We start from the raw sequence: 21,210 nt of genomic DNA on the forward strand, positions 1-21,210 counted from the left end.
CGCGAAAACGGCGAGACGCCCCTCCCGACATGCAGGAGGGGCGCCTCGATCGAACGGCTCGCGAGCGGTCCGGGTCCGGGCTCAGCCCGGGTGGGTCATGCTCAGCACGTCGAGTGCCGAGTCGAGCTGCTCCAGGGTGATCTCGCCGCGCTCGACGAAGCCGAGGTCGATCACGGCCTCCCGGACGGTCATGCCCTGGGCGACGGCGTGCTTGGCGACCTTGGCGGCGGCCTCGTAGCCGATCACGCGGTTCAGCGGCGTCACGATCGACGGGCTCGACTCCGCGAACGCGCGGGCGCGGTCGAGGTTGGCCTCCAGGCCCGCGACCGTCTTGTCGGCGAGCACGCGGCTGGCCTGGGTGAGCAGGCGGATCGACTCCAGCAGCGCCGTGCCCATCACCGGGATGGCGACGTTCAGCTCGAACAGGCCGGACGCGCCGCTCCAGGCGATGGTGGCGTCGTTGCCGATGACCCGGGCGGCGACCATGAGCACGGCCTCCGGGATGACCGGGTTGACCTTGCCCGGCATGATCGAGGAACCCGGCTGCAGGTCGGGGATGTGCAGCTCACCGAGACCGGTGTTCGGGCCGGAGCCCATCCAGCGCAGGTCGTTGCAGATCTTGGTGAGGCTGACGGCGATGGTGCGGAGCGCGCCGGAGGCCTCCACGAGGCCGTCGCGGTTGGCCTGGGCCTCGAAGTGGTTGCGCGCCTCGGTGATCGGCAGCTCGGTCTCGGCGGTCAGCAGCTCGATCACGAGCTGCGGGAAGCCGAGCGGGGTGTTGATGCCGGTGCCGACGGCCGTGCCGCCGAGCGGGACCTCCGCGACGCGGGTCAGCGCGGCCTGGACGCGCTCGATGCCGTAGCGGATCTGCGCGGCGTAGCCGCCGAACTCCTGGCCGAGCGTGACCGGGGTGGCGTCCATGAGGTGCGTGCGGCCCGACTTGACGGCGGTCGCCCACAGCTCCGCCTTCTCCTCCAGCGCGACCGCGAGGTGGTCGAGCGCAGGGATGAGGTCGTCGATCAGCGCGCCCGTGACGGCGATGTGCACGGAGGTCGGGAAGACGTCGTTGGACGACTGCGACGCGTTGACGTGGTCGTTCGGGTGCACCGGACGGCCCAGTCGGCGCGAGGCGAGCGTCGCCAGCACCTCGTTCATGTTCATGTTCGAGGAGGTGCCGGAGCCGGTCTGGTAGACGTCGATCGGGAAGTCCCCGTTGTGCGCGCCGCTGACGACCTCGTCTGCGGCGGCGGCGATGGCCTCGGCCACGTCCGCGTCCAGGACGCCGAGGCGCGCGTTCGCGAGCGCCGCCGACTTCTTGATGCGCGCGAGCGCGGCGATCTGAGCCGGCTCGAGAACCGACCCCGAGATCGGGAAGTTCTCGACGGCGCGCTGCGTCTGCGCGCCGTACAGGGCGGCTGCGGGGACCCGCACCTCGCCCATCGTGTCGTGCTCGATGCGGTACTCGGTGCCCGCCTGCGTGTCCACCACGGTGTGTTCTTCCTTTCTGAGCCCTGGCGCGTCAGCGCGCGGGCGTTGGGTCGGCGGCCGGTTCGGCCAGTCCGACGACGGCGTCGGGGACGACCCGACCTTCCTGGAGCACATAGTTCGCTCCGACGATGGCGAGGAGATTGGCGGCGACGGCGTCGCTGATGATCTCCGATCGCGCGAGAAGCTCTGCGACGGTGTCGCGCAGGTGCAGGCGGCCGACCTCGGCCGCGTCGACCTTGGCGGGCACGACGGCCTCCCCTGGCGCGGTGCCGGCGACCCGGTGCACCGCTGGCACGATCGGCGCGATGAGCTGCGCGATGTGCGGCGGCAGCGGGGCGGCGCCGTCGGCCTGGGAGGAGATGGCGGACGCGACCGCGCCGCAGGCGTCGTGGCCGAGCACCAGGATGAGCGGCACGTTCAGCACGGCGACCGCGTACTCCAGCGAGGCGATCGCGGAGTCGGAGGCCACCTGCCCGGCGTTGCGGACGACGAACGCGTCGCCGAGCCCGAGGTCGAAGATGATCTCGGCCGCCAGCCGTGAGTCCGCGCAGCCGAAGATCGCGGCGACCGGGTTCTGGCCCTCGGCCACGGTCTGGCGTCGCTCGACGTCCTGCCGCGGGTGCTGCGGCGCTCCCGAGACGAAGCGCTCGTTTCCTGCCAGAAGGTCTCTCCAGATCCGGCCGGGACGGGTCGTGGGCATCTAGTTTCCTCCTGGGGTGGGTGAGCCGAGGGAGTGGAGCTGGTCGGTGAGCGAGGAGGCGGCAGCGGTGAACTCGGCGTCGTCGGCGGTGCCGAAGACGACGACCGTGCTCTTGCCGGCGGTCGTCACGAGCGCGTAGGCGACGTTGCCGGCGGACGATCCCGCCGCGCGGTTGTCGTAGACGTCCCACTTCACGCCGTCGATCTCCCGGGTGCCGGCGATGCGGGTGCGGTTCACCTGGTCGGCGACCCAGCTGTCGTTGGCGTTGAAGCCCTGCGTGACGCCGATGTACTGACCCTTGGGCGTGAGCAGCCCGATGTACCAGGCGTCGACGCCGTCGGCGGTCTTCGTGCGCAGCTCGGCGCTGTTGGAGCTCCAGCCGGACGGGAGCTTCGGGACCACGAGCCGGTCGGGCTCGCTGCCCTGCGCCTGCTGGGCGACCGCGGCGTAGTCGACCGGGGGAGCGGAGGAGATGGGGTTGCCGCGCGGCACGATCAGCACGATGACCGCCACGAGCGCGACCGTCGCGATCAGCGAGTAGACGAGGTTGTTGACGGTCTGCCGGTTGCGGTGGTTCGCGGAGTTCTGCGCCTTGCGCGCGGCGGTCTCCTCCGCGGTCTCCGGACGGCCGAGCTCGGCGACGACGGCGGGAGGCTTGATCGTGCTGTTACGGGTGCGCGGGCTCATTCGGTGTCTGACACGCTCCGTGCGCCCGCTGTCGCCCCGGCACTTGCTCCGGCGCGGGCGGCGTCGAGCCGTGCCTTCGCGCCGATCAGCCACTCCTCGCAGTGGCGGGCGAGCGCCTCGCCGCGCTCCCACAGCGCGATGGACTCCTCCAGCGTCGCGGAGCCCTGCTCGAGCTCGGTGACGACGCGGACGAGCTCGTCGCGCGCCTCCTCGTAGCTGAGCGCGCTGATCTCCGAGGTGGGCATGATGTCCATTCTATTTGTCTCGCTGGGCGGGCGCTGGATCGGGATGGGCGGCGCCGTCGGCAGCGGAGTCGCCCGCCGGGGAGGGCAGCCGGTCGCCGGCGGTGGCGGCGAACGCGCCCCCGGCCAGCGTCACCCGCACGGCCGCTCCTGCCGGCGCCTCCGCGGGCGAGGTGATGACGTGCCCCGCGTCGTTCTGCACGATCGCATAGCCGCGGTCGAGCGTCGCCTGCGGCGAGAGCGCCCGCAACTGGGCGCGCAGCTCCGCGATGCGCGTGCGCTCGCGGTCGGCCCGGCGCTCCACCAACTCGACGCCGCGGGCGACGTAGCGGGTGAGCTCCTGTGCGCGCGAGTCCACGATCCAGGTGGAGGAGGCCAGCACCGGGCGCGTGCGGAGGTGCCCGATCCGGTCGATCTCGTGCGTGATCATGTGCGTCAGGCGCGTGCCGAGGCGCGAGCGCGCCTGCTGCACCCGCGCCAGCTCCTCCGCGACGTCCGGGACGACGCGCTTGGCGGCGTCGGTCGGCGTCGAGGCGCGCAGGTCCGCGACGTCGTCCAGCAACGGCCGGTCGGCCTCGTGGCCGATGGCGCTCACGATCGGGGTCGCGGCCTCCGCGGCGGCGCGCACCACGCGCTCGTCGCTGAAGCCGAGCAGGTTCTGGAAGTCGCCGCCGCCGCGCGCCACGATGATGACCTCCACCTCGGGGTCGGCGTCAAGGGTGCGGATGGCGGAGACCACCTCCGGGACGGTCCGGTCACCCTGCACGGCCGCGTGGACGACACGGAAGCGCACCGCCGGCCAGCGCAGCTGCGCGTTGCGCAGCACGTCCTTCTCGGCGTCGGAGTCCTTGCCGGTCACCAGCCCGATCGTGTGCGGGAGGAACGGCAGCCGCTTCTTGCGCTCGGCCGCGAACAACCCCTCCGCCGTGAGCTGGGCGCGCAGCCGCTCCAGCCGCTCCAGGAGGTCGCCGAGGCCGACGTGCCGCATGTCGCTCACCTGCATGGTGAGGCTGCCGCCCTTGACCCAGTAGTTCGGCTTCACCGCGGCGATCACCCGGTCGCCCTGCTTGAGGTCGGCGGGGATGCGCGCCTTCACCGACGACCAGATGCTGAAGCTGATCGTGGCGTCCTCGCGGAGGTCCTTCAGCTTGCCGTAGACATTCCCGCCGGAGACGCCCCACTGCGTGATCTCGCCCTCGACCCACGCGGTGCCGAGCCGGTCGATCCAGCCCCGGATGCGGTCGGCGAGCAGCGCGACCGGCCACGGGGCGTCGAGGGTCGGCGGTCCCGGGGTCATCGTCGGCGTGCCCGTCGTACCGCCAGCGACCTGTGCCACCCGGCCTCCCATCCGTTGATCAGCGCCCACCGCGTACGATCGAGGGGTGAGCGATGCGACCATCAGCCTCCCCATGCCCCGGATCCCCGTCAAGCGGGAGTCCGGCGAGCGCGGGCGGCTTCAGGATATCCCGGTCCAGGGACACAAGCGCGTGCTGCTGGCGGCCCCGCGCGGCTACTGCGCCGGCGTCGACCGCGCCGTCGTGGCCGTCGAGAAGGCCCTGGAGCACTACGGCGCGCCGGTCTACGTGCGCAAGCAGATCGTCCACAACGTGCACGTGGTGTCCGAACTGGAGCAGCAGGGCGCGATCTTCGTGGACGAGGTCGACGAGGTCCCGCAGGGCGCGCACGTCGTGTTCTCGGCGCACGGCGTCTCGCCCGCGGTCGTGAACGCGGCGGCCGACCGCGGCCTCCTCGCCATCGACGCGACCTGCCCGCTGGTCACCAAGGTGCACCGCGAGGCCGTCCGCTTCGCTCGCGACGACTTCGAGATCCTGCTGATCGGCCACGAGGGCCACGAGGAGGTCGAGGGCACCGCAGGCGAGGCTCCCGAGCACGTCACGCTCGTGAACGGCCCGGAGGACGTCGACCGCCTCCAGGTCAAGGACCCGGACAAGGTGGTGTGGCTGTCGCAGACCACGCTGTCGGTGGACGAGACGATGGAGACGGTCCGCCGGCTCCGCGAGCGCTTCCCGAACCTCCAGGACCCGCCCAGCGACGACATCTGCTACGCGACGCAGAACCGCCAGGTCGCGATCAAGAAGGTGGCGGAGGACGCCGACCTGGTGATCGTGGTCGGCTCGGCAAACTCGTCCAACTCGGTGCGCCTCGTGGAGGTCGCCCTCGAGTACGGCGCGAGCGCGGCCTACCGCGTCGACTACGCCAGCGAGATCCGCCAGGAGTGGCTGGACGGCGTGGCGACCGTGGGCGTGACCAGCGGCGCGTCGGTGCCGGAGGTGCTGGTGCGGGAGGTGCTCGCCGAGCTCTCCGGGGCCGGCTACGCCGAGGTGCAGGAGGTCAAGACGGCGGAGGAGGACCTGATGTTCTCGCTGCCGAAGGAGCTCCGCAAGGACATCAGTGGCAAGCAGGACGCCCGCGCCCTCGGCGGCCGCGCCCAGTCCTGACCCGCCCCTTCCTTCCCCGCCCCTCACCCCTTCCGCCGAGGGGCACGTAGTTGTCACTTAGGGGTGCGAAAAGTGACAACAACGTGCCCCTCGGGGGATGGTGGCCGCGGCGCGTGGGGTCAGAGGGTGCGGGCGGACGCGGGGTCGGCGGCGGCCGAGCCGCCGAAGGCGGGGCGGTAAAGCGGGGCGTCCGCGAGCTCCACGACGTCTGCGACGACGACCGAGATGTTGTCGCGGGCGCGGTGCCGGAGCGCGAGCGCGACCAGCGCGTCCGCGGCGTCCTGCGGGGTCGCGGCCGCCGCAAGGGTCTCGGCGACATCCAGGATCGGGACGTAGTCGGTGAGCCCGTCGCTCGTGAGCAGCCAGCGGTCGCCGCGCCGCGCCGGCTCGGACGCGACGTGCAGCGCGGCGGCGTCCTCCGCGTCCCCGCCGAGGACGTGCGTGACGACCGACCGCAGCGGATGCTCGGCGATGTCGCCCTCGCCGATGGCGCCGGTGGCCAGCAGCTCGCGCACCAGCGAGTCGTCCTCGGTGATCTGCGCCAGCGCGCCGTCGCGCAGGCGGTAGGCCCGGGAGTCGCCGGTGTGCGCGACGGTGATCCGCTCGCCGTCCGCGAAGAGCCCGACGAGGGTCGTGGCCATGCCCGCCAGCGCGGGGTCGAGGCGCACGCGGAGCGCAAGGTCGGAGTTCGCGATCGCGACCAGCTCGCGCAGCCGCGCCTCGCCGGGGACGCGGCCCTCGGTGGCGTCGAGCATCGACGCCAGCCGGATCGCGACGGTCGCGGAGGCGATCTCGCCTGCCGCGTGCCCGCCGACCCCGTCGGCCACGAACGCCGACCAGGCCGACGCGTAGAGGGAGTCCTCGTTGCCGTCGCGGTAGTCCCCGCTCACCGAGCCCTGCCCGGTCTCGAAGCCGAGCGGCGCGGCCGGGGCGCCGGAGAGGATGTCGTCGGCGTTGTCGGCGATCCAGCCCATCAGCGGGAGCAGGTGCTCGGTGACCTCCCGGCCACGGGTGGTGAGGCTGTAGTCGACGCGCGGCGGGACGGTGGGCTGGGCGGTGCGGAGGACGAAACCGTCCCGCTCCAAAGTGCGGAGGGTCTGCGCGAGCATCTTCTCGCTGATGCCTTGCACGGTGCGGCGCAGCTCGCCCCAGCGCAGGTCGCTCCGCGCGAGCGCGACCAGCACGAGCACGCCCCAGGTGCTGGTCACGTGGTTGAGCACGATGCGTGACGGGCACTCCGAGGGGAGCACGCCGTCGGTGAAGCCGAGGGCCTCGAACGAGTCGAATCTGGTGTCCACGTCAGTAACTTACCGAAAAGTGGGTACCTCCGACAGGGAAGTTTTCCGGGAGGACGGCGGTTGCGAACGACGACCGACCGAAAGGAAACACTATGACCATCGTCGTCACCGGAGCCACCGGACACCTCGGACGCCTCACCGTGGACGCCCTCCTCGACCGCGGGGTGCCCGCCGCCGACATCCGCGCCCTCGGGCGCAGCGCGGAGCGGCTCGCCCCGCTGGCCACGCGCGGCGTGCAGACCGCCGTGATCGACTTCGGGAAGCCGGAGACCCTGGACGCGGCGTTCGCCGGAGCGGACGCCCTCCTGCTCGTCTCGGGCTCGGAGGTCGGCCAGCGCATCCCGCAGCACCGCAACGCCATCGACGCAGCCGTGCGCGCGGGCGTCGGCCGGATCGTCTACACGAGCGCGCCGCACGCCGACGACACCGACCTGGTGCTCGCGCCGGAGCACGCCGAGACCGAGAAGCTGCTCGCGGCCTCCGGACTCCCGGTGACGGTGCTCCGCAACAACTGGTATACGGAGAACTACGTCGGCCAGCTCGACGTTGCCTCCGCGACCGGCGAGCTCGTCGGCAGCGCGGCGACCGGACGCGTCGCCAGCGCCTCCCGCAAGGACTACGCGGAGGCCGCGGCCGTCGTGCTCACGACCGACGGCCATGACGGCGCGGTCTACGAACTGGCGGGCGACGTCGCGTGGACGTTCGACGACCTGGCCGCGGCCATCGGCGAGCTGCTCGGCCGTCCGGTCGCGTATCGCTCGGTGACGCCGGAGGAGCACGGCGCTGCGCTGCGCGAGGCGGGCGTGGACGAGGGGACGGCCGGTTTCGTGGTCGCGCTGGACGGCAACATCCGCGACGGCGCCCTCGCCGACGCCACCGGGACGCTCAGCGAGCTGATCGGACGCCCGACGACGCCGCTCGCCGCGGGGCTCGCGGAGTCGCGCGCAGCCTAAGCGGACGTCGACGCCCCGGGGGTGGCGGCCGGGCTCGTCGGAAGCGGCGAGCTCGGCGCCGGGGTGGTCGGGCCCGGCGTCGTCGGGCCCGGGGTCGCGGGCGCGATCCCGTTGTAGTAGTCGAGCAGCACCGGGTCGGTCGAGAAGATCAGGCCCAGGATGACGAAGAGGGTGATGAACGCCACGATCCCGGCGACGAGCGGGACATAGAACGCCAGGCGCTTCTGCACGAGCAGCCACACGGACAGGCCCAGCGAGACCGCCCAGATGCCGGCCATCGCGATCGTGCCCCCGGTGATCAGCGGAGCGACGGACGGGTCCTGCACGTACTTGCCGAGGTCGAGCGAGGAGTGCAGGAGCTGCATCGTCGCGGGCAGGCTCTGCAGGGTGCCGATCGTGTACGACATCCCGAAGAAGCCGACGACGAGCAGCACGATCGTGGTCGTGACGTTCCAGCGCGGCGCGTCGGCGCGGAGCTGAGGGCTGGGCGGGTACGGGCGGCCGAAGCCGTGCTGGGCGCCGCCGTGCGGCGGGACGTCATGCGGGGCGCCGTCGCGCTGCCCATATGGCCCGGGCTGGGGCGGCGCCGCGGGAGGCTGCTCGACCTCCGACGCCGCCGGGCTGTGGTGCGTGGTGTCCAGCTTGTCCGCGTCCTGCGGGGGCTTCCACACCCAGCCGGGAGGGGCGAGCTCGCCGAATTTCGGGCGCGGTCGTTCGTCCGGCGCCTTCTCCGGGTCGTGCTCGCTCATCCCCCCAGCCTACGTGCGCGCGCTACTTGCCGGAGTGACCGGCGCTGCCGAGCTGCTGCGTGGCCTCCACGACGCGGGCGGCCATGCCGGTCTCCGCGACCTTGCCCCAGGCGCGCGGGTCGTAGGCCTTCTTGTTGCCCACCTCGCCGTCGACCTTGAGCACGCCGTCGTAGTTTTCGAACATGTAGCCCGCGACGGAGCGGGTGAACGCGTACTGCGTGTCCGTGTCGATGTTCATCTTCACGACGCCGTTGCGGACCGCCTCGGCGATCTCGGCGTCGGTCGAGCCGGAGCCGCCGTGGAAGACGAGGTCCAGCGGCTTCGGGCCGGTGCCGTACTTCGCGGCCAGGCCGTCCTGGATCTCCTTGAGGAGCTCCGGACGCAGCTTGACGTTGCCCGGCTTGTAGACGCCGTGCACGTTGCCGAAGGTGAGGGCGGCCATGTAGCGGCCGTTCTCGCCGAGGCCCAGGGCCTCCACGGCCTTCTCGACGTCGGCGAGGGTCGTGTAGAGGGCCTCGTTGGAGCCCTCGTGCTGCACGCCGTCCTCCTCGCCGCCGACGACGCCGATCTCGACCTCGAGGATGGCGTTGATGGCCTTGGTGCGCTTGATCATCTCCTGCGCGATCTCGAGGTTCTCGTTCAGCGGGACCGCCGAGCCGTCCCACATGTGGGACTGGAAGATCGGGTTGCGGCCCGCGCGGACCTCCTCCTCGGAGGCGGCGATGAGCGGCAGCACGAAGTCGTCGAGCGCGCCCTTCGGGCAGTGGTCGGTGTGCAGCGCGACGGTGATCGGGTAGTTCTTGGCGACCTCGGTGGCGAACTTCGCGAACGCGAGGGCGCCGGTGGCGCGGGCCTTGACGGTCTGGCCGGCGAAGTAGTCGGCGCCGCCGGTGGTCACCTGGATGATGCCGTCGCTGCCCGCCTCGGTGAGGCCCTGGAGCACGGAGTTGATCGTCTGCGACGACGAGACGTTGAACGCGGGATACGCGAAGCCGCCCACCTTCGCCTTGTCGAGCATCTCTGCGTACTGGTCCGGCGTGGCGATGGGCATTGCGGCTCCTTGGGAATCGGGGTGTCGAACGGGACTCATCATACCGACGCGGGTCCGGTGCCTCCGGCTACCTCCCCTCGATACACTGGCTTCGCCGTCGCCTGGCGGCTGACACCGTCGTTTCGATTCGTCCGGGAGGACCCATCATGACCAGCACCGACACCGCGTCCCTCTTCCTTCACCCCGACCGGAACCTGGCGATGGAGCTGGTGCGTGCGACCGAGGCCGCGGCGATCCGGGCGACCCCGTGGATCGGCCGCGGCGACAAGAACGCGGCGGACGGCGCGGCCGTGGACGCGATGCGCAAGTTCCTCGGCACGGTGAACTTCGACGGGCTGATCGTGATCGGCGAGGGCGAGAAGGACAACGCCCCGATGCTGTTCAACGGCGAGCACGTCGGCAACGGGCGTGGTCCGGCCTGCGACATCGCGGTGGATCCGATCGACGGCACCTCGCTGACCGCCGCCGGGCGCCAGAACGCGCTGTCAGTGATCGCGGTATCGGACCGCGGCACGATGCTGGACGCCTCCAGCGTCTTCTACATGGACAAGATCGTCACCGGGCCGGAGGGGCGCGGCGTCGTGGACCTGTCGCAGTCGATCGGCGACAACATCCGCGAGCTGGCGAAGGCCAAGGGCAAGCCGGTGGGCGAGATCCGCGTGGCGGTGCTGGACCGGCCGCGCCACGAGGGCCTGATCGAGGAGATCCGTGCCGCCGGCGCGGGGACGCGCCTCATGCTCGACGGCGATGTGGCCGGCGGGATCAACGCGGCCCGCTACGAGTCGCGCATCGACCTGTGCGTCGGGATCGGCGGCAGCCCGGAGGGAATCACGACGGCGTGCGCCATCAAGGCGATCGGCGGGTTCATGCAGGGCCGGCTGGCGCCGAAGGACGACGCCGAGCGCGCGGGCGGGATCGCCGCAGGCCTCGACATGGACCGAATCTACGGCGCCGACGACCTGGTGAAGGGCGACAACACGTTCTTCGTCGCGACCGGCGTCACCGACGGCGGCCTGGTGGAGGGCGTCCGCCGCAAGGGCCCGATCATCCGCACGGAGTCGATCGTGCTGCGCTCGAAGTCGGGCACCATCCGCCGCGTGGTCGCGGACCACCTCGCGGAGAAGTGGCTCTCGGCCGACGAGTTGTAACCCGCCGAAGCGAAGTCGAAGGGCACGTAAACGCCCCTAAAACGCGGTTTTAGGGGCGTTTACGTGCCCCTCGGCGCGGTTTCGGCTCGGGTCAGGCGGCGCCGGAGGCCTCGTCGGCGTCGGTGACAGCGGCCGCAGCGGCGGCGCGGGCGCGCTCCTCGATGGCGAGCTTGTCGATGCCGTGCATGTCGCGGGCGTCGTCGTCGGCGGCCTCCACGCGGATGCGCGCCTCGGCCTGCGCCTCCAGCTCGTCGACGAGCTCGAACGCGGTGAGCTCGCGGGGAGCCTCCTCGATGCCCGCCATGACGCCGATGACCTTGGACTCGTCGATCGCTGCGAGCTTGCGGGCCGTGGGAAACACCTGGCGCTCGAAAGAGCCGACGAAGCCGTTGTAGTCCTTGACCGTGCGCTCGATCGAACGGCCGAGCTTCTCGATGTGGCCGGCTGTGGTGCCCAGCCGGGTGTAGAGCGTGCGGCTCAGGTCGAAGAGCTGCTTGGCGTCCTGGGTCAGGACGTCCTGCTGCCAGCTGAACGCCACCGTCTTCAGCACCGACCACAGCGTCACGGGGGAGGCCAGGGCCACCCGCTTGCCGAAGGCGAACTCCATGATCGACGGGTCCGCCTCCATCGCCGAGGAGACCAGCGACTCGCTCGGGATGAACGCGATGACCATCTCGGGGGAGGACTCCAGGCCCGTCCAGTAGGCCTTGCTGCCCAGCGTGGTGATGTGGTCGCGGACGGCCTTCACGTGCTGCTTGAGGAGGGCCTCGCGCTGCGCGCCCTCGGCGCCGGTCGCGGTCGCCGGGATCTGGCTGGCCTCGAGGTAGGCGTTGAACGGCACCTTGGCGTCGAGCGCGATGCTCTTGCCGCCGGGGAGCCGGATGATCATGTCGGGACGGCCGGCGCCGGACTCCGAGTGGATGCTGGACTGCACGTCGAAGTCCACCCGCTCGATCAGACCGGCGGCCTCCACGACGCTGCGGAGCTGGGTCTCACCCCAGACGCCGCGCGTGCTGTTGGAGCGCAGTGCGGACGCCAGCGACTCGGCGGTGCTGCGCAGCCGCTCCTCCGACTCGGCCGCCGACCGGAGCTGCTGGGCGAGCTGGCCGTGCTGCTGATTGCGCTGGGTCTCCAGCTCGATCACCTTGCGCTGCATGTCGCTGAGGCTCTCACGCACCGGCGCCAGCGCCTGGAGCACCTTGCTCTCGGCGCGCTCCCGCTCGGTCTGGGCGAGGGACTCGGCGCGGTGCCGGTCCGTGGTCTCCCGGAGCTGCTCGTGCGCCCCGCGAAGCTGCTCCTGCAGGGAGTCGACGCGGGTGTCGGCGGCGGCGAGCTCCGCGCGGAGCTCGGCCTGCTTCCCGGCCTCCTCAGCGCGCACCTCGAGGAGATCCTTCTCGTGGCGGGCCGCGACGATCGCCGGATCCTCCACCGTGGGCGCGGCGGCCTCGCGGCTCTTGAGCAGCCGCGCGACAGCGTAGCCCGCCCCCGCCGCGCCGACGAGGAGACCGAGCAGGAGGCCGAGGAGCAGTGCGGGGAAGTCCATGCGCTCAGTGTCGCAGGGGCCGCCGACAACCGCCGCGACGACGGAGGGCGGGGCGGGAAATCGTTCCCGCCCCGCCCGCCTGGCGTGGCCCTGCGCGCAGGCTCAGCGGGTGAAGCGGTCGCGCAGCTCGGCCTCCAGCGTCTCCAGGCTGCGCCCGCGCGTCTCGGGCAGGCTGCGCGCGACGAACACGACCGCGCCGACGCCCACGACGGCGAACAGGAAGAACGTGGGCGAGATCCCGAGCGCGTCCACGAGCTGCGGGAACAGGAAGCCGACCAGGAAGTTCGTCAGCCACAGGATGAGCGCGGCGAGCCCGAACGCGGCGCCGCGGATCCGGGCGGGGAAGATCTCCGCGAGCATCAGCCAGGTCACCGGCGAGACCGCGCCCTGCTGGAACGCGAGGAACGTCACCGTCAGCGACAGCACCACGAACGGCAGCGCGGGCGTTCCGGCGAGCAGCGCGGAGGCGCCGACCAGCAGCAGCGACGTCGTCGTGCCGATCAGGCCGACGATCAGCAGCGGGCGCCGGCCCACGCGGCCGAGCAGCGCGATGCCGACGAAGGTGGCGAGAACCGAGATGACGCCGTTGGCGATCTGGCCGATGAGCGCGCCCTGCTGGTCGAAGCCGGACTTCTGGAGGATCTGGACCCCGTAGTACATGATCGAGTTCACGCCGGTGAGCTGCTGCACCATCGCGATCCCGAGCCCGATGACGAAGACCCGGCGGACCCACGGCACGGCGAGCTCCTTCAGCAGGGGCGTGCGCACGGCGCGCTCCTCGTGGCGGCGGATCTCCTCGGCCTCCCGCTCGGCCTGCTGCTCGGCGCGGATGCGGCGCAGGACCGCGAGCCCCTCGGCGAAGCGCCCGTGCAGGATGAGCCAGCGCGGGCTCTCCGGCACCACGAGCATCCCGAAGAACAGCACGACGGCCGGCAGCGACGCGACGACGAGCATCCAGCGCCAGACGGCGGCGTGCTCGGGGACGACGGAGGCGAGCACGGCGTTGACGACGAACGCGGCGAGCTGGCCGGAGACGATCATCAGCTCGTTCTGCGTGACGATGCGGCCGCGGCGGGCCGCGGGGGAGAGCTCCGCGAGGTACATCGGGACCACGACGGACGCGCCGCCGACCGCGAGGCCGAGGACGAAGCGGGCGGCGATCATGACGCCGATCGTCGGCGCGAACGCGCACGCGATGGCGGCGATGAAGAACACGACCGCGAGCGCGCCGATGAGCCCGCGACGCCCGCGGCGGTCGGCGATGCGGCCGCCCAGGAACGACCCGAGCGCCGCGCCGAAGAGGAGCGACGACACGATGGTGCCCTCCTCCAGCGGGGTGAGCGGCCGCTGGTCGAACTGCATGAACGGCAGGGCGCCGCTGATGACGCCGGTGTCGTAGCCGAAGAGGAGGCCGCCGAACGTGGCGAGCACGGCGATCCGCCGGAGGATGCGGCGCGCGCGGGGGTCGTCGGCATTCGGTGGTGCGGAGCCTTCTGAGGCGGTGGTGCCGAGGGCCGTCTCGGCGGCCTCCGGGTGAGGGGATGCGGTCATGGTCGCTCCTTCGCGTCTTGTTGCTATGTCTGGACATTAGAACGTGACGAAGGAAGTTGCAATGCTTTCATTACTGAGGTGTTTATGCCTGATGGCCGCGTGGTGGCGCCCACGCGGGAGAGGGCACGCAGGAGAGCTGCGGGGCGCGCGGAAGCGCCCGAGCATGGGACGCCGAGCGTCTGGAAGCTACGCCGCGGCGGCCATGCCGATGCGCCCGACGCGGGCGCCGGTCAGGGCGGCGAGGTCGTCGATCGTGGCCGCATCGTGGCGGCGCGCTGCGTGCACGACGATCGCCGCGCAGGCCTCCGCGTCGGCGAGGGCGTCGTGGTGGTTGAAGTCCTCGAATCCTGCAGCCATCGCCGCGACCGGCAGACGGTAGGACTCCAGGTGGTAGGTGCGCCGGGCGACCTGGAGGCTGCACAGGTAGCGGTACTCGGGGCAGGCGACAAGGGTGGCGGCGCAGGCGGCGCGGATGACGCCCATGTCGAAGCCGGCGTTGTGGGCGACCAGGTGGTCGTCCTCCGCGAACTCCACCAGGTCGGCGAGCTGGTCGACCCAGCCCGCGGCGCCGGCGACGTCCTGCGGCTGGATGCCGTGGATGCGGACGTTCCACTCCTGGAAGACGTCGTGCCCGAGCGGCGGCCGGATGAACCAGCTCGCGCGGTCGACCACGCGGCCGTCGCGCACCTTCACCAGCCCGACAGAACAGGCGGACGCCGCAGAGGAGTTCGCGGTCTCGAAGTCGATGGCGGTGAAGTCCAGTGGCACGCTCGAACTCTTGCACGCCCCACCGACGTCGCCTGGTCGCCCACGCCGCGGAGCTCTGAAAATCGCCGGAGTAGGGTCGCAGATATGCGGGAGAGAGTGGATCGTGAGGCGCACGCGCGGGCGTTCGACCGGGCGGCGGAACTGTACGACCTGGCCCGGCCGGACTATCCGGCCGACGCGGTCGCCTGGCTCACGGAGGGCGTGACCGGCCCGGTCGTGGACCTCGGCGCCGGCACAGGCAAGCTGACGCGCGCGCTCGTCGACGCCGGCTTCGCCGTGATCGCGGTGGACCCGTCGCCGCAGATGCTCGGGGTGCTGGCGGAGCGCATCCCGGAGGCGGAGACGAGGAGCGGGGCGGGCGAGAGCATCCCCGTCCCGGACGCGGGCGCCGGACTGGTCGTCGCCGCGCAGGCGTGGCACTGGGTGGACCGGGGGCGCGCCGTCCCGGAGGTCGCGCGCGTGCTGCGGCCGGCCGGCAGGATCGGGCTGGTCTGGAACGACCGGGACGAGAGCGTCGACTGGGTGCGCGAGCTGGGCGAGCTGATGGGCGCCGGGGAGGCGACCTTCGGCGAGGAGGAGGAGCCGGGCGTCGGTGCGCCGTTCGGCGAGCTGGAGCGGCACGACGTGCACTGGGTGCAGACGCTGACGCTGGACGGCCTCCTGGATCTGGCGCGCTCGCGCAGCTACTTCATCACGAAGGACCCGGACGCGCAGGCGGCGGTGATCGCGTCGCTGCGCCGCCTCCACGCCGAGCATCCGGAGCTGGCGGGGGCGGAGTGGATCGAGCTGCCGTACGTCACGCGGTGCTACCGGGCGACGCTGGGCTGACGTCGGCGGCCTGAGGGCGGCCGGGCGCTCCTCACGCCCGTAGAATGGACGACCGTGGCTCTCACTATCGGTATCGTCGGACTCCCGAACGTCGGCAAGTCGACCCTCTTCAACGCGCTGACCAAGAACGACGCCCTCGCGGCGAACTATCCGTTCGCGACCATCGAGCCGAACGTGGGGGTCGTGAACCTCCCCGACCCGCGCCTCGACACGCTGGCCGAGCTGTTCGGCAGCGAGCGCATCCTCCCGGCCCCCGTGTCGTTCCTCGACATCGCCGGCATCGTGAAGGGCGCGAGCGAGGGCGAGGGCCTGGGCAACAAGTTCCTCGCCAACATCCGCGAGGCCGACGCCATCGCGCAGGTCGTGCGCGGCTTCTCCGACCCCGACGTGGTGCACGTCGCCGGCAAGGTGGACGCCGCCGGGGACATGGAGACCATCAACACCGAGCTCATCCTCGCCGACCTGCAGACCCTCGAGAAGGCGGAGCAGCGCTACGAGAAGGAGGTCAAGGGCCGCAAGCTGGAGCCGGTCGTGCTCGAGACGGCCCGCGAGGCGACGGCGTTCCTGAACGACGGCAAGCCGCTGTCGGCCTCCACGATCGACCTGGAGCCGATCCGCGAGCTGGGCCTGCTCACCGCGAAGCCGTTCATCTACGTGTTCAACGTGGACGAGGACGTGCTGACCGACGACGCCCGCCGGGCCGCGCTCGCCGCCCTGGTGGCTCCCGCGCAGGCGGTCTTCCTGGACGCCAAGCTGGAGTCCGAGCTCATCGACCTCGACGCCGCCGACGCCGCCGAGCTCCTGGCCTCCACCGGCCAGACGGAGAGCGGCCTCGACCAGCTCGCCCGCATCGGCTTCGACACCCTCGGCCTGCAGACCTACCTGACCGCGGGCCCGAAAGAGTCCCGCGCCTGGACGATCCACAAGGGCTGGAAGGCCCCCCAGGCGGCCGGCGTCATCCACACCGACTTCGAGAAGGGCTTCATCAAGGCCGAAGTCATCTCCTTCGACGACCTCGTCGACGCGGGCAGCGTCGCGGAGGCGCGGGCGCGCGGGAAGGCGCGCATGGAGGGGAAAGAGTATGTGATGCAGGACGGGGATGTGGTGGAGTTCAGGTTCAACGTTTAGTCGCTCCATCCGGCGGCGTGTCGGGACGGATCTCCTCCTCGATGAGCGACACGCCGGAATCGCCGAGTTCAGGCAGCGTCGAGTATCCGCTCGCCGGCCCGCTCGGGCTCGTGCGCACCTGCGATCGTCCCGCGCGACTCGGCTTCATCCAGTGCCACGGTCGCCACTCGCCGCCCCTCGGCGATGAGACGCGGCACATCGGACATCCCCCACTGCGCCATCCCGCCCATCTCGGGCTGGATGAGCACGACTGAGGGGTCGCGCTTGAGGTCGGCGGTGCGCGTGACCATCCGCATCATCCGGACGTTCTCCCACTTCGCGTGCAGGCGCACCACGATGACGCGGTTCGCCCCGAGAGCGCGGGTGGCCTGGACCGGAACGTTGTCGACGATGCCGCCGTCGGCCAGCAGCCTCCCGTCGCGGCGCACCGGAGGGAGGAGTCCTGGCACCGCGATCGTCGACCGCAGGGCGACGCTCAGCGGTCCTTCGTCTATCGTCACGGCCTGGCGGGTGCGGAGGTCGGTGGCGACGGCGGCGAACCGGCGCGGGAGATGCTCGATGAGCGGATCCGAGCCCAGGTGGCGGTGGAGAGAATGCCTGACCGCATGCGTGTCGAGCAGTCCCCAGCGCGGTGTGAGCGACCACCGGGCGATCGCGCTCCAGCGAAACCTCCGCGCGGCGCGCTCGATCGCCGGCGGCTCGAAGCCCGCAGCATATGCTGCGCCGACCAGGGCGCCGGAACTCGTGCCGGTGATGATCCCCGGGCGGATGCCGCGCTCCGCGAGCACCTGAAGGACCCCCACGTGCGCAGCGCCGAACGCGCCTCCACCGCCCAGGGTGAGACCCAGGGTGCGATCATCGCTCACGTCGTTCTCCGTCATTTCGATGCGCGCGACCCTACCAGCGAGCAGGTGGGAGACCGCTGTGCGGGTATCCCCGGCGTTCACCAGCCCAGTGACCCTGGCGACCCCTTGAAGGGCCCGACGACGGCTCTCGTGATCCAGCCGCCGTAGAAGCCTCCGGGCTGCGGCGTGACGACCTCGCCGTCGACTGTGCACTCGTCCATCTGCTGCGCGTAGACGGCGACGCGGTCTCGGAGCGGCTCGAACCCGGGCGACGGATGCGGGTAGTTCCACGCGCACGCGGACCGCGCCTCGCCTCCGCCGCGCACGTCGAGATATCGTGCGGTGCCCTTGAACTCGCAGAACGACGAACCGTCGGCGTCGACCAGCGCGCCGGCTGCGAAGTCCGCTATCGGGATGTAGTAGACCGGGGGATGGCTGGTCTCGAGCACCCGGACGACGTCTCGGGTTTCAACGATGAGCTGCCCGCCCAGACGGATCGTGACAGGCGCGGTGACGCGCTCGATGCGCGGCGGCCTCGGATAGTCCCAGACAGACTCCTGCCCCGTTCCTGGGATCTCCGGGCGCGGTCGGGGCACCTTTTCACTCTATGCCCCCGGTGCTTCACTGGAGTATGGCCGCCTCACCGATGTTCCCACTCGGATCAGTGCTGTTCCCCTGCGTGGCCATCCCGCTGCGGGTGTTCGAGCCGCGGTATCTCACGATGGTCGGGCGATTGCTCGACGAGGACGAACCGGGGTTCGAGTTCGGCGTCGTGCTCATCGAACGCGGATCCGAAGCCGGGGGTGGCGACCAGCGCGCCTCGGTCGGGACGATGGCGCGTCTGGTGAGCGCCGCCGCAGGCGCCGAGGACCTGCTCATCGTCGGCGTGGGGACCCGGAGGTTCACGGTCGAGCGCTGGGTCGACGAGGACCCGTATCCCCGGGCCGAGCTCTCGATGCTGCCGGATCTGGAATGGTCCGAGGCGCTCGCACCCCTGCGGGCCGAAGCCGAAGCGGTTGTCCGCCGCTTGATCGCCCGCGTCGCGGAGCCACACGCGGATGCCGGCATCGAGCTGTCGGACGATCCCGTCGCAGCCGTGTGGCAACTGGCGGCGATCGCCCCGCTGGGCGAGTACGACAGGTACACCCTGTTGAGGTCGACGTCGATGGGGGGTCTCCTGCGTCAGGTGGTCGATCTGACTCTCGAGGCCGAGGAGCTCTGGTCCGCCGAGTGAGGCAGCTGACCACCGTTCACAACCTCTGGTCCGTTTGTCGGCACGGGGGCCGGACGCCGGCGCGCAGGCTCGGATGGATCGGACGCGAATTCGATGCCACAGCGTCACCTCGTGGAGTTCCGGTTCAACGTGTAATCGGTACCCTCCTGGTATGGACACCCATCCTCCGGCACGTCGTGTGATCCGCCTCTTCCCGGACTACGGGCGTGACTGGCCTCTGTGGGAGAACTCGACTCCGACGTGGGATGTCGGGTACACGACGACCCCAGCCATGTATTCGCTGTCGGAGGATTTGACGCGGGACCTGGCCGAGTGGAACGCGTTGTGGGACTCGAACTTCGACCCGTTCGACGGTTGGAAGAGCGATGCCGCGCGCGAGCAGTGGCGAGTAACCGGCAGAGGCATCGCGGCACGCTTGCAAAGAGAAGTCGCTGACTTCGCCGACGTCCAGTACGAGCCGTGGCCACTAGAAGTAGGTAGCGCCTAACGCCGCCCGAAGGAGATTCCAGCACGACACGGCGCACTCGTCCTGCCGAATGCCGTCGGGAAGGAGATTGCGACGGTGTTTCCTTCCCGCGTCGGCTACGGCTCCGTCGTCAGCGGCGGATCGCCGACCACCGTGTGCAGCCAGATCCAGCTCCCGGTCCCGCTGCCCCGCACCAGGTCCACATGCACCGTCTCGTCCGGCCCGATGGGTCCGACGCCCACATGCAGGGTCCGCACCTGGAACGCGTCCAGCGTCCAGGTCGCCGCCCCGACGCCCGCGTTCGCCGACGCCTCCACGGTCAGCACCGCCCCCAGGTCGAGGATGAACGGGACCACCGCCCACGCGAGGTCGTACGACCGCGTCTCCGTGATGCCGAAGTCGGACGGCGTGAAGCGCACCGAGACACGGAACCAGTCCGGCTGCTGGGTGGGGTGCACGTCCCACGAGTAGAAGAACGCGGGGTTCAGGTCGGGTGCGAAGAGGACGTCGCCGGTCGCGACCGCCGACGGGAGGGTGAGGTCGGCGCCCGTGCCGAGGGTGTGGGCGAGGTGGCCGGCGTCGAGGGTGGCGATCGTTCCGGGGTACTGGCCGAAGCCGGGGAGGCCGCCGAGCTGGCCGCGGAGGCGGTCGGCGAAGTCGGCCAGCTCCGCGCGGGCGGGGCGCCGGGGAGTGTCAGCCGGCGAGGTAGGGATGCTGTTCATGGTGCCGCACCCTACGCCGCCGAAACGCCCGTGGGGATAGGCGATCGAAGCCGCACGCCAGAATCAGAACTCCCGCAGCACCGTCGCCTTCGGCCCCGCCACCAGCGTCCCCGCCGGCACGTCCTCCGCGACGACGGCCCCGGCCGCGATCACCGCGTCGCGCCCGATGCTGACGCCCGGAAGGATGGTCGCCCCCGCCCCGATCCTGGCGTTCTCGCCCACGTCGATCGGGCCTCCGGTCAGCCAGATGCGGCGGTCCTCCACGTCGACGGGGTGGCCGACCGTGATGAAGGTGACCCGCGGGGCGACCATGACGCGCGGGGCGAGGCGGATGCCGGCGTAGTCCAGGAACGTGCAGTTCTGGTTGATGAACACGCGCTCCGAAAGCTCCAGGTTCAGGCCGTGGTCGGTGAAGAACGGCGGGTAGATCGTCACCCGCTCGGGCAGCGGGCGGCCCAGGATCTCCTCGAAGAGCGCCGCCTTGCCTGCCTCGTCGTCGAACGGCAGCACGTTCAGGCGGGAGGTCAGCTCGGTCGCGCGCAGCACGCGCTCGGACATGGCCTGGAACTCGGGGGAGTGGATGCGCATGAGGAGGTCGCTGGACACCCCACGATCCTCCCGCAGCCGCCCCGCGACATTCGGCACGAATCGCGGTATCGGATGGCGCGACATTCGGCACGAATCGCGGGAATGGACGTCGCAATCGCGACATTCGGCACGAAGCGCAGCAGGGACAGCGGCGTCGGAGGTGACCGGTACGCTTCGGGCTTGGCCATCGAGGTGCTTCCCGCGACGGGGCGCTGGGACGATTTCGCGACGTTCATGGTGCCGCGGAAGGCCGGCGCCGGCGGGTGCGTGTGCATGTCCTACCGCGACGCGCGCCTCCCGATGCCGGAGCGCGTCGAGTACATGCACCACCAGTGCGAGACCGAGCCGGGGCCTGGCGTTCTCGTCTACACCGACGGGGAGGTCGCGGGCTGGTGCTCTGTCGCGCCGAAGTCCACGTACCGGCGGCTGATGAACTCCCGCACCATCCCGCACCTCGACGACGAGCTCGACCCGTGGTCGATCGTCTGCTTCGTCGTGCGTGGCGGGTTCCGCGGGCGCGGGCTGATGCACGACCTCCTCGACGGGGCGGTGGAGCACGCGCGGGCGGCAGGGGCGCGGCTCGTGGAGGGCTACCCGGTCGACACCCGGGGCGAGCGGGTGGATGGGATCAGCGGCTACGTCGGCACGGTCGGGCTGTTCGAGAAGCACGGGTTCACGCGGCTGCGGGAGACGGACGCGCACTCGGGCGGGTCGGTGCGGTGGGTGATGCGGCGGGAGCTGGGCTGAGCCCCCACACGCAGA

23 protein-coding genes and 1 pseudogene are annotated in these 21,210 nt (G+C 71.2%); 8 read left to right on the forward strand and 16 right to left on the reverse strand.

What is annotated here, in order from left to right; translation table 11 throughout:
* Positions 1–81: 81 nt before the first annotated feature.
* Genes ACFQ9V_RS07750 through xseA form a run of 5 tightly spaced genes read right to left on the reverse strand, consistent with a single transcriptional unit; the run spans position 82 to position 4,414 of the window.
* The gene (locus tag ACFQ9V_RS07750; RefSeq protein ID WP_382458586.1) at positions 82–1,488 is read right to left on the reverse strand and encodes a class II fumarate hydratase; all 1,407 of its coding nucleotides are present in this window, start codon (positions 1,486–1,488) and stop codon (positions 82–84) included.
* Between the two features lie 31 nt (positions 1,489–1,519).
* Positions 1,520–2,188: a carbonic anhydrase gene (locus ACFQ9V_RS07755; protein WP_382458587.1), complete on the reverse strand. Its 669-nt coding sequence runs from the start codon at positions 2,186–2,188 to the stop codon at positions 1,520–1,522.
* Positions 2,189–2,875: a DUF4245 domain-containing protein gene (locus ACFQ9V_RS07760; protein ID WP_382458588.1), complete on the reverse strand. Its 687-nt coding sequence runs from the start codon at positions 2,873–2,875 to the stop codon at positions 2,189–2,191. It abuts the gene before it with no gap.
* Positions 2,872–3,120 carry an exodeoxyribonuclease VII small subunit gene (locus ACFQ9V_RS07765; protein WP_382458589.1) on the reverse strand — a complete coding sequence of 83 codons (249 nt, stop codon included), beginning with the start codon at positions 3,118–3,120 and terminating at the stop codon, positions 2,872–2,874. Before ACFQ9V_RS07765 ends, ACFQ9V_RS07760 begins: the two co-directional genes overlap by 4 nt.
* Before the next feature lie 10 nt (positions 3,121–3,130).
* Complete coding sequence (gene xseA, locus ACFQ9V_RS07770; protein ID WP_382458642.1) at positions 3,131–4,414, reverse strand: exodeoxyribonuclease VII large subunit; 1,284 nt, start codon at positions 4,412–4,414, stop codon at positions 3,131–3,133.
* A gap of 112 nt (positions 4,415–4,526) precedes the next feature.
* On the opposite strand from xseA, the gene ACFQ9V_RS07775 reads away from it, so the two are divergent.
* A complete protein-coding gene (locus ACFQ9V_RS07775) occupies positions 4,527–5,576 on the forward strand; it encodes a 4-hydroxy-3-methylbut-2-enyl diphosphate reductase (RefSeq protein ID WP_382458643.1) in 1,050 nt (349 codons plus the stop codon).
* A 119-nt stretch (positions 5,577–5,695) separates the two neighbouring features.
* Here ACFQ9V_RS07775 and ACFQ9V_RS07780 read toward each other — a convergent pair whose 3' ends face one another.
* Positions 5,696–6,466, reverse strand: a complete 771-nt coding sequence (locus tag ACFQ9V_RS07780; protein WP_382458644.1) for a PP2C family protein-serine/threonine phosphatase — start codon at positions 6,464–6,466, stop codon at positions 5,696–5,698.
* Positions 6,467–6,499: 33 nt separating this feature from the next.
* Positions 6,500–6,874: pseudogene (locus tag ACFQ9V_RS07785) on the reverse strand (winged helix-turn-helix transcriptional regulator); the annotation flags it as partial.
* A 92-nt stretch (positions 6,875–6,966) separates the two neighbouring features.
* Here ACFQ9V_RS07785 and ACFQ9V_RS07790 point away from each other — a divergent pair.
* Positions 6,967–7,827, forward strand: coding sequence for an SDR family oxidoreductase (locus tag ACFQ9V_RS07790; protein WP_382458590.1), 861 nt, complete (start codon positions 6,967–6,969; stop codon positions 7,825–7,827).
* On the opposite strand, the gene ACFQ9V_RS07795 is transcribed toward ACFQ9V_RS07790, so the two are convergent.
* On the reverse strand, positions 7,824–8,576 hold the full coding sequence (locus ACFQ9V_RS07795; RefSeq protein ID WP_382458591.1) for a DUF6264 family protein: 753 nt from the start codon (positions 8,574–8,576) through the stop codon (positions 7,824–7,826). The genes ACFQ9V_RS07790 and ACFQ9V_RS07795 overlap by 4 nt on opposite strands.
* Before the next feature lie 22 nt (positions 8,577–8,598).
* Positions 8,599–9,627, reverse strand: a complete 1,029-nt coding sequence (gene fbaA, locus ACFQ9V_RS07800) for a class II fructose-bisphosphate aldolase (RefSeq protein ID WP_382458592.1) — start codon at positions 9,625–9,627, stop codon at positions 8,599–8,601.
* A gap of 146 nt (positions 9,628–9,773) precedes the next feature.
* Between fbaA and glpX the strand changes: the two genes are divergently transcribed.
* Entirely contained in the window at positions 9,774–10,775 is a 1,002-nt protein-coding gene (glpX, locus tag ACFQ9V_RS07805; protein ID WP_382458593.1) for a class II fructose-bisphosphatase, read from the forward strand.
* Between the two features lie 91 nt (positions 10,776–10,866).
* Here the strand turns inward: glpX and rmuC are convergent, their stop codons facing one another.
* From rmuC to ACFQ9V_RS07820, 3 genes are all read right to left on the reverse strand, one after another.
* A complete protein-coding gene (gene rmuC / locus ACFQ9V_RS07810; protein WP_382458594.1) occupies positions 10,867–12,318 on the reverse strand; it encodes a DNA recombination protein RmuC in 1,452 nt (483 codons plus the stop codon).
* Between the two features lie 102 nt (positions 12,319–12,420).
* A complete protein-coding gene (locus ACFQ9V_RS07815; protein WP_382458595.1) occupies positions 12,421–13,869 on the reverse strand; it encodes a sugar porter family MFS transporter in 1,449 nt (482 codons plus the stop codon).
* Between the two features lie 186 nt (positions 13,870–14,055).
* Positions 14,056–14,637: an exonuclease domain-containing protein gene (locus ACFQ9V_RS07820; protein ID WP_382458596.1), complete on the reverse strand. Its 582-nt coding sequence runs from the start codon at positions 14,635–14,637 to the stop codon at positions 14,056–14,058.
* Between the two features lie 84 nt (positions 14,638–14,721).
* Here ACFQ9V_RS07820 and ACFQ9V_RS07825 point away from each other — a divergent pair, with 84 nt between their 5' ends.
* The gene (locus tag ACFQ9V_RS07825; RefSeq protein ID WP_382458597.1) at positions 14,722–15,465 is read left to right on the forward strand and encodes a class I SAM-dependent methyltransferase; all 744 of its coding nucleotides are present in this window, start codon (positions 14,722–14,724) and stop codon (positions 15,463–15,465) included.
* 54 nt (positions 15,466–15,519) lie between these two features.
* Positions 15,520–16,593, forward strand: a complete 1,074-nt coding sequence (gene ychF / locus ACFQ9V_RS07830; protein ID WP_382458598.1) for a redox-regulated ATPase YchF — start codon at positions 15,520–15,522, stop codon at positions 16,591–16,593.
* 68 nt (positions 16,594–16,661) lie between these two features.
* Here the strand turns inward: ychF and ACFQ9V_RS07835 are convergent, their stop codons facing one another.
* Complete coding sequence (locus tag ACFQ9V_RS07835; RefSeq protein WP_382458599.1) at positions 16,662–17,459, reverse strand: patatin-like phospholipase family protein; 798 nt, start codon at positions 17,457–17,459, stop codon at positions 16,662–16,664.
* A 77-nt stretch (positions 17,460–17,536) separates the two neighbouring features.
* Positions 17,537–18,034 carry a DUF427 domain-containing protein gene (locus tag ACFQ9V_RS07840; RefSeq protein ID WP_382458600.1) on the reverse strand — a complete coding sequence of 166 codons (498 nt, stop codon included), beginning with the start codon at positions 18,032–18,034 and terminating at the stop codon, positions 17,537–17,539.
* A gap of 50 nt (positions 18,035–18,084) precedes the next feature.
* Between ACFQ9V_RS07840 and ACFQ9V_RS07845 the strand changes: the two genes are divergently transcribed.
* Together ACFQ9V_RS07845 and ACFQ9V_RS07850 are read left to right on the forward strand one after the other, a co-directional pair.
* Positions 18,085–18,672: an LON peptidase substrate-binding domain-containing protein gene (locus ACFQ9V_RS07845; protein WP_382458645.1), complete on the forward strand. Its 588-nt coding sequence runs from the start codon at positions 18,085–18,087 to the stop codon at positions 18,670–18,672.
* Between the two features lie 151 nt (positions 18,673–18,823).
* Positions 18,824–19,159 carry a hypothetical protein gene (locus ACFQ9V_RS07850; RefSeq protein WP_382458601.1) on the forward strand — a complete coding sequence of 112 codons (336 nt, stop codon included), beginning with the start codon at positions 18,824–18,826 and terminating at the stop codon, positions 19,157–19,159.
* Between the two features lie 95 nt (positions 19,160–19,254).
* Here ACFQ9V_RS07850 and ACFQ9V_RS07855 read toward each other — a convergent pair whose 3' ends face one another.
* Both ACFQ9V_RS07855 and ACFQ9V_RS07860 read right to left on the reverse strand, forming a co-directional pair.
* The gene (locus ACFQ9V_RS07855; RefSeq protein WP_382458602.1) at positions 19,255–19,860 is read right to left on the reverse strand and encodes a hypothetical protein; all 606 of its coding nucleotides are present in this window, start codon (positions 19,858–19,860) and stop codon (positions 19,255–19,257) included.
* A 63-nt stretch (positions 19,861–19,923) separates the two neighbouring features.
* Positions 19,924–20,466, reverse strand: a complete 543-nt coding sequence (locus ACFQ9V_RS07860) for a DapH/DapD/GlmU-related protein (protein WP_382458603.1) — start codon at positions 20,464–20,466, stop codon at positions 19,924–19,926.
* A 162-nt stretch (positions 20,467–20,628) separates the two neighbouring features.
* Between ACFQ9V_RS07860 and ACFQ9V_RS07865 the strand changes: the two genes are divergently transcribed.
* Positions 20,629–21,195 (forward strand): GNAT family N-acetyltransferase, encoded by a 567-nt coding sequence (locus ACFQ9V_RS07865; RefSeq protein ID WP_382458604.1) that lies wholly within the window; start codon positions 20,629–20,631, stop codon positions 21,193–21,195.
* The last annotated feature ends 15 nt before the right edge of the window (positions 21,196–21,210 follow it).

Source organism: Leifsonia sp. NPDC056665, from assembly GCF_042791795.1.
GTDB lineage: Bacteria > Actinomycetota > Actinomycetes > Actinomycetales > Microbacteriaceae > Leifsonia.

Excerpts from the sequence above, each read along its gene's own strand:
- glpX (WP_382458593.1), top strand. The coding sequence starts at position 9,774 with ATGACCAGCACCGACACCGCGTCCCTCTTCCTTCACCCCGACCGGAAC.
- ACFQ9V_RS07850 (WP_382458601.1), top strand. The coding sequence starts at position 18,824 with ATGGACACCCATCCTCCGGCACGTCGTGTGATCCGCCTCTTCCCGGAC.
- ACFQ9V_RS07825 (WP_382458597.1), top strand. The coding sequence starts at position 14,722 with ATGCGGGAGAGAGTGGATCGTGAGGCGCACGCGCGGGCGTTCGACCGG.
- xseA (WP_382458642.1), bottom strand. The coding sequence starts at position 4,414 with ATGACCCCGGGACCGCCGACCCTCGACGCCCCGTGGCCGGTCGCGCTG.
- ACFQ9V_RS07815 (WP_382458595.1), bottom strand. The coding sequence starts at position 13,869 with ATGACCGCATCCCCTCACCCGGAGGCCGCCGAGACGGCCCTCGGCACC.
- ACFQ9V_RS07760 (WP_382458588.1), bottom strand. The coding sequence starts at position 2,875 with ATGAGCCCGCGCACCCGTAACAGCACGATCAAGCCTCCCGCCGTCGTC.
- ACFQ9V_RS07845 (WP_382458645.1), top strand. The coding sequence starts at position 18,085 with ATGTTCCCACTCGGATCAGTGCTGTTCCCCTGCGTGGCCATCCCGCTG.
- ACFQ9V_RS07795 (WP_382458591.1), bottom strand. The coding sequence starts at position 8,576 with ATGAGCGAGCACGACCCGGAGAAGGCGCCGGACGAACGACCGCGCCCG.
- ACFQ9V_RS07855 (WP_382458602.1), bottom strand. The coding sequence starts at position 19,860 with ATGAACAGCATCCCTACCTCGCCGGCTGACACTCCCCGGCGCCCCGCC.
- ACFQ9V_RS07765 (WP_382458589.1), bottom strand. The coding sequence starts at position 3,120 with ATGCCCACCTCGGAGATCAGCGCGCTCAGCTACGAGGAGGCGCGCGAC.
- ACFQ9V_RS07790 (WP_382458590.1), top strand. The coding sequence starts at position 6,967 with ATGACCATCGTCGTCACCGGAGCCACCGGACACCTCGGACGCCTCACC.
- rmuC (WP_382458594.1), bottom strand. The coding sequence starts at position 12,318 with ATGGACTTCCCCGCACTGCTCCTCGGCCTCCTGCTCGGTCTCCTCGTC.
- ACFQ9V_RS07775 (WP_382458643.1), top strand. The coding sequence starts at position 4,527 with ATGCCCCGGATCCCCGTCAAGCGGGAGTCCGGCGAGCGCGGGCGGCTT.
- fbaA (WP_382458592.1), bottom strand. The coding sequence starts at position 9,627 with ATGCCCATCGCCACGCCGGACCAGTACGCAGAGATGCTCGACAAGGCG.
- ACFQ9V_RS07755 (WP_382458587.1), bottom strand. The coding sequence starts at position 2,188 with ATGCCCACGACCCGTCCCGGCCGGATCTGGAGAGACCTTCTGGCAGGA.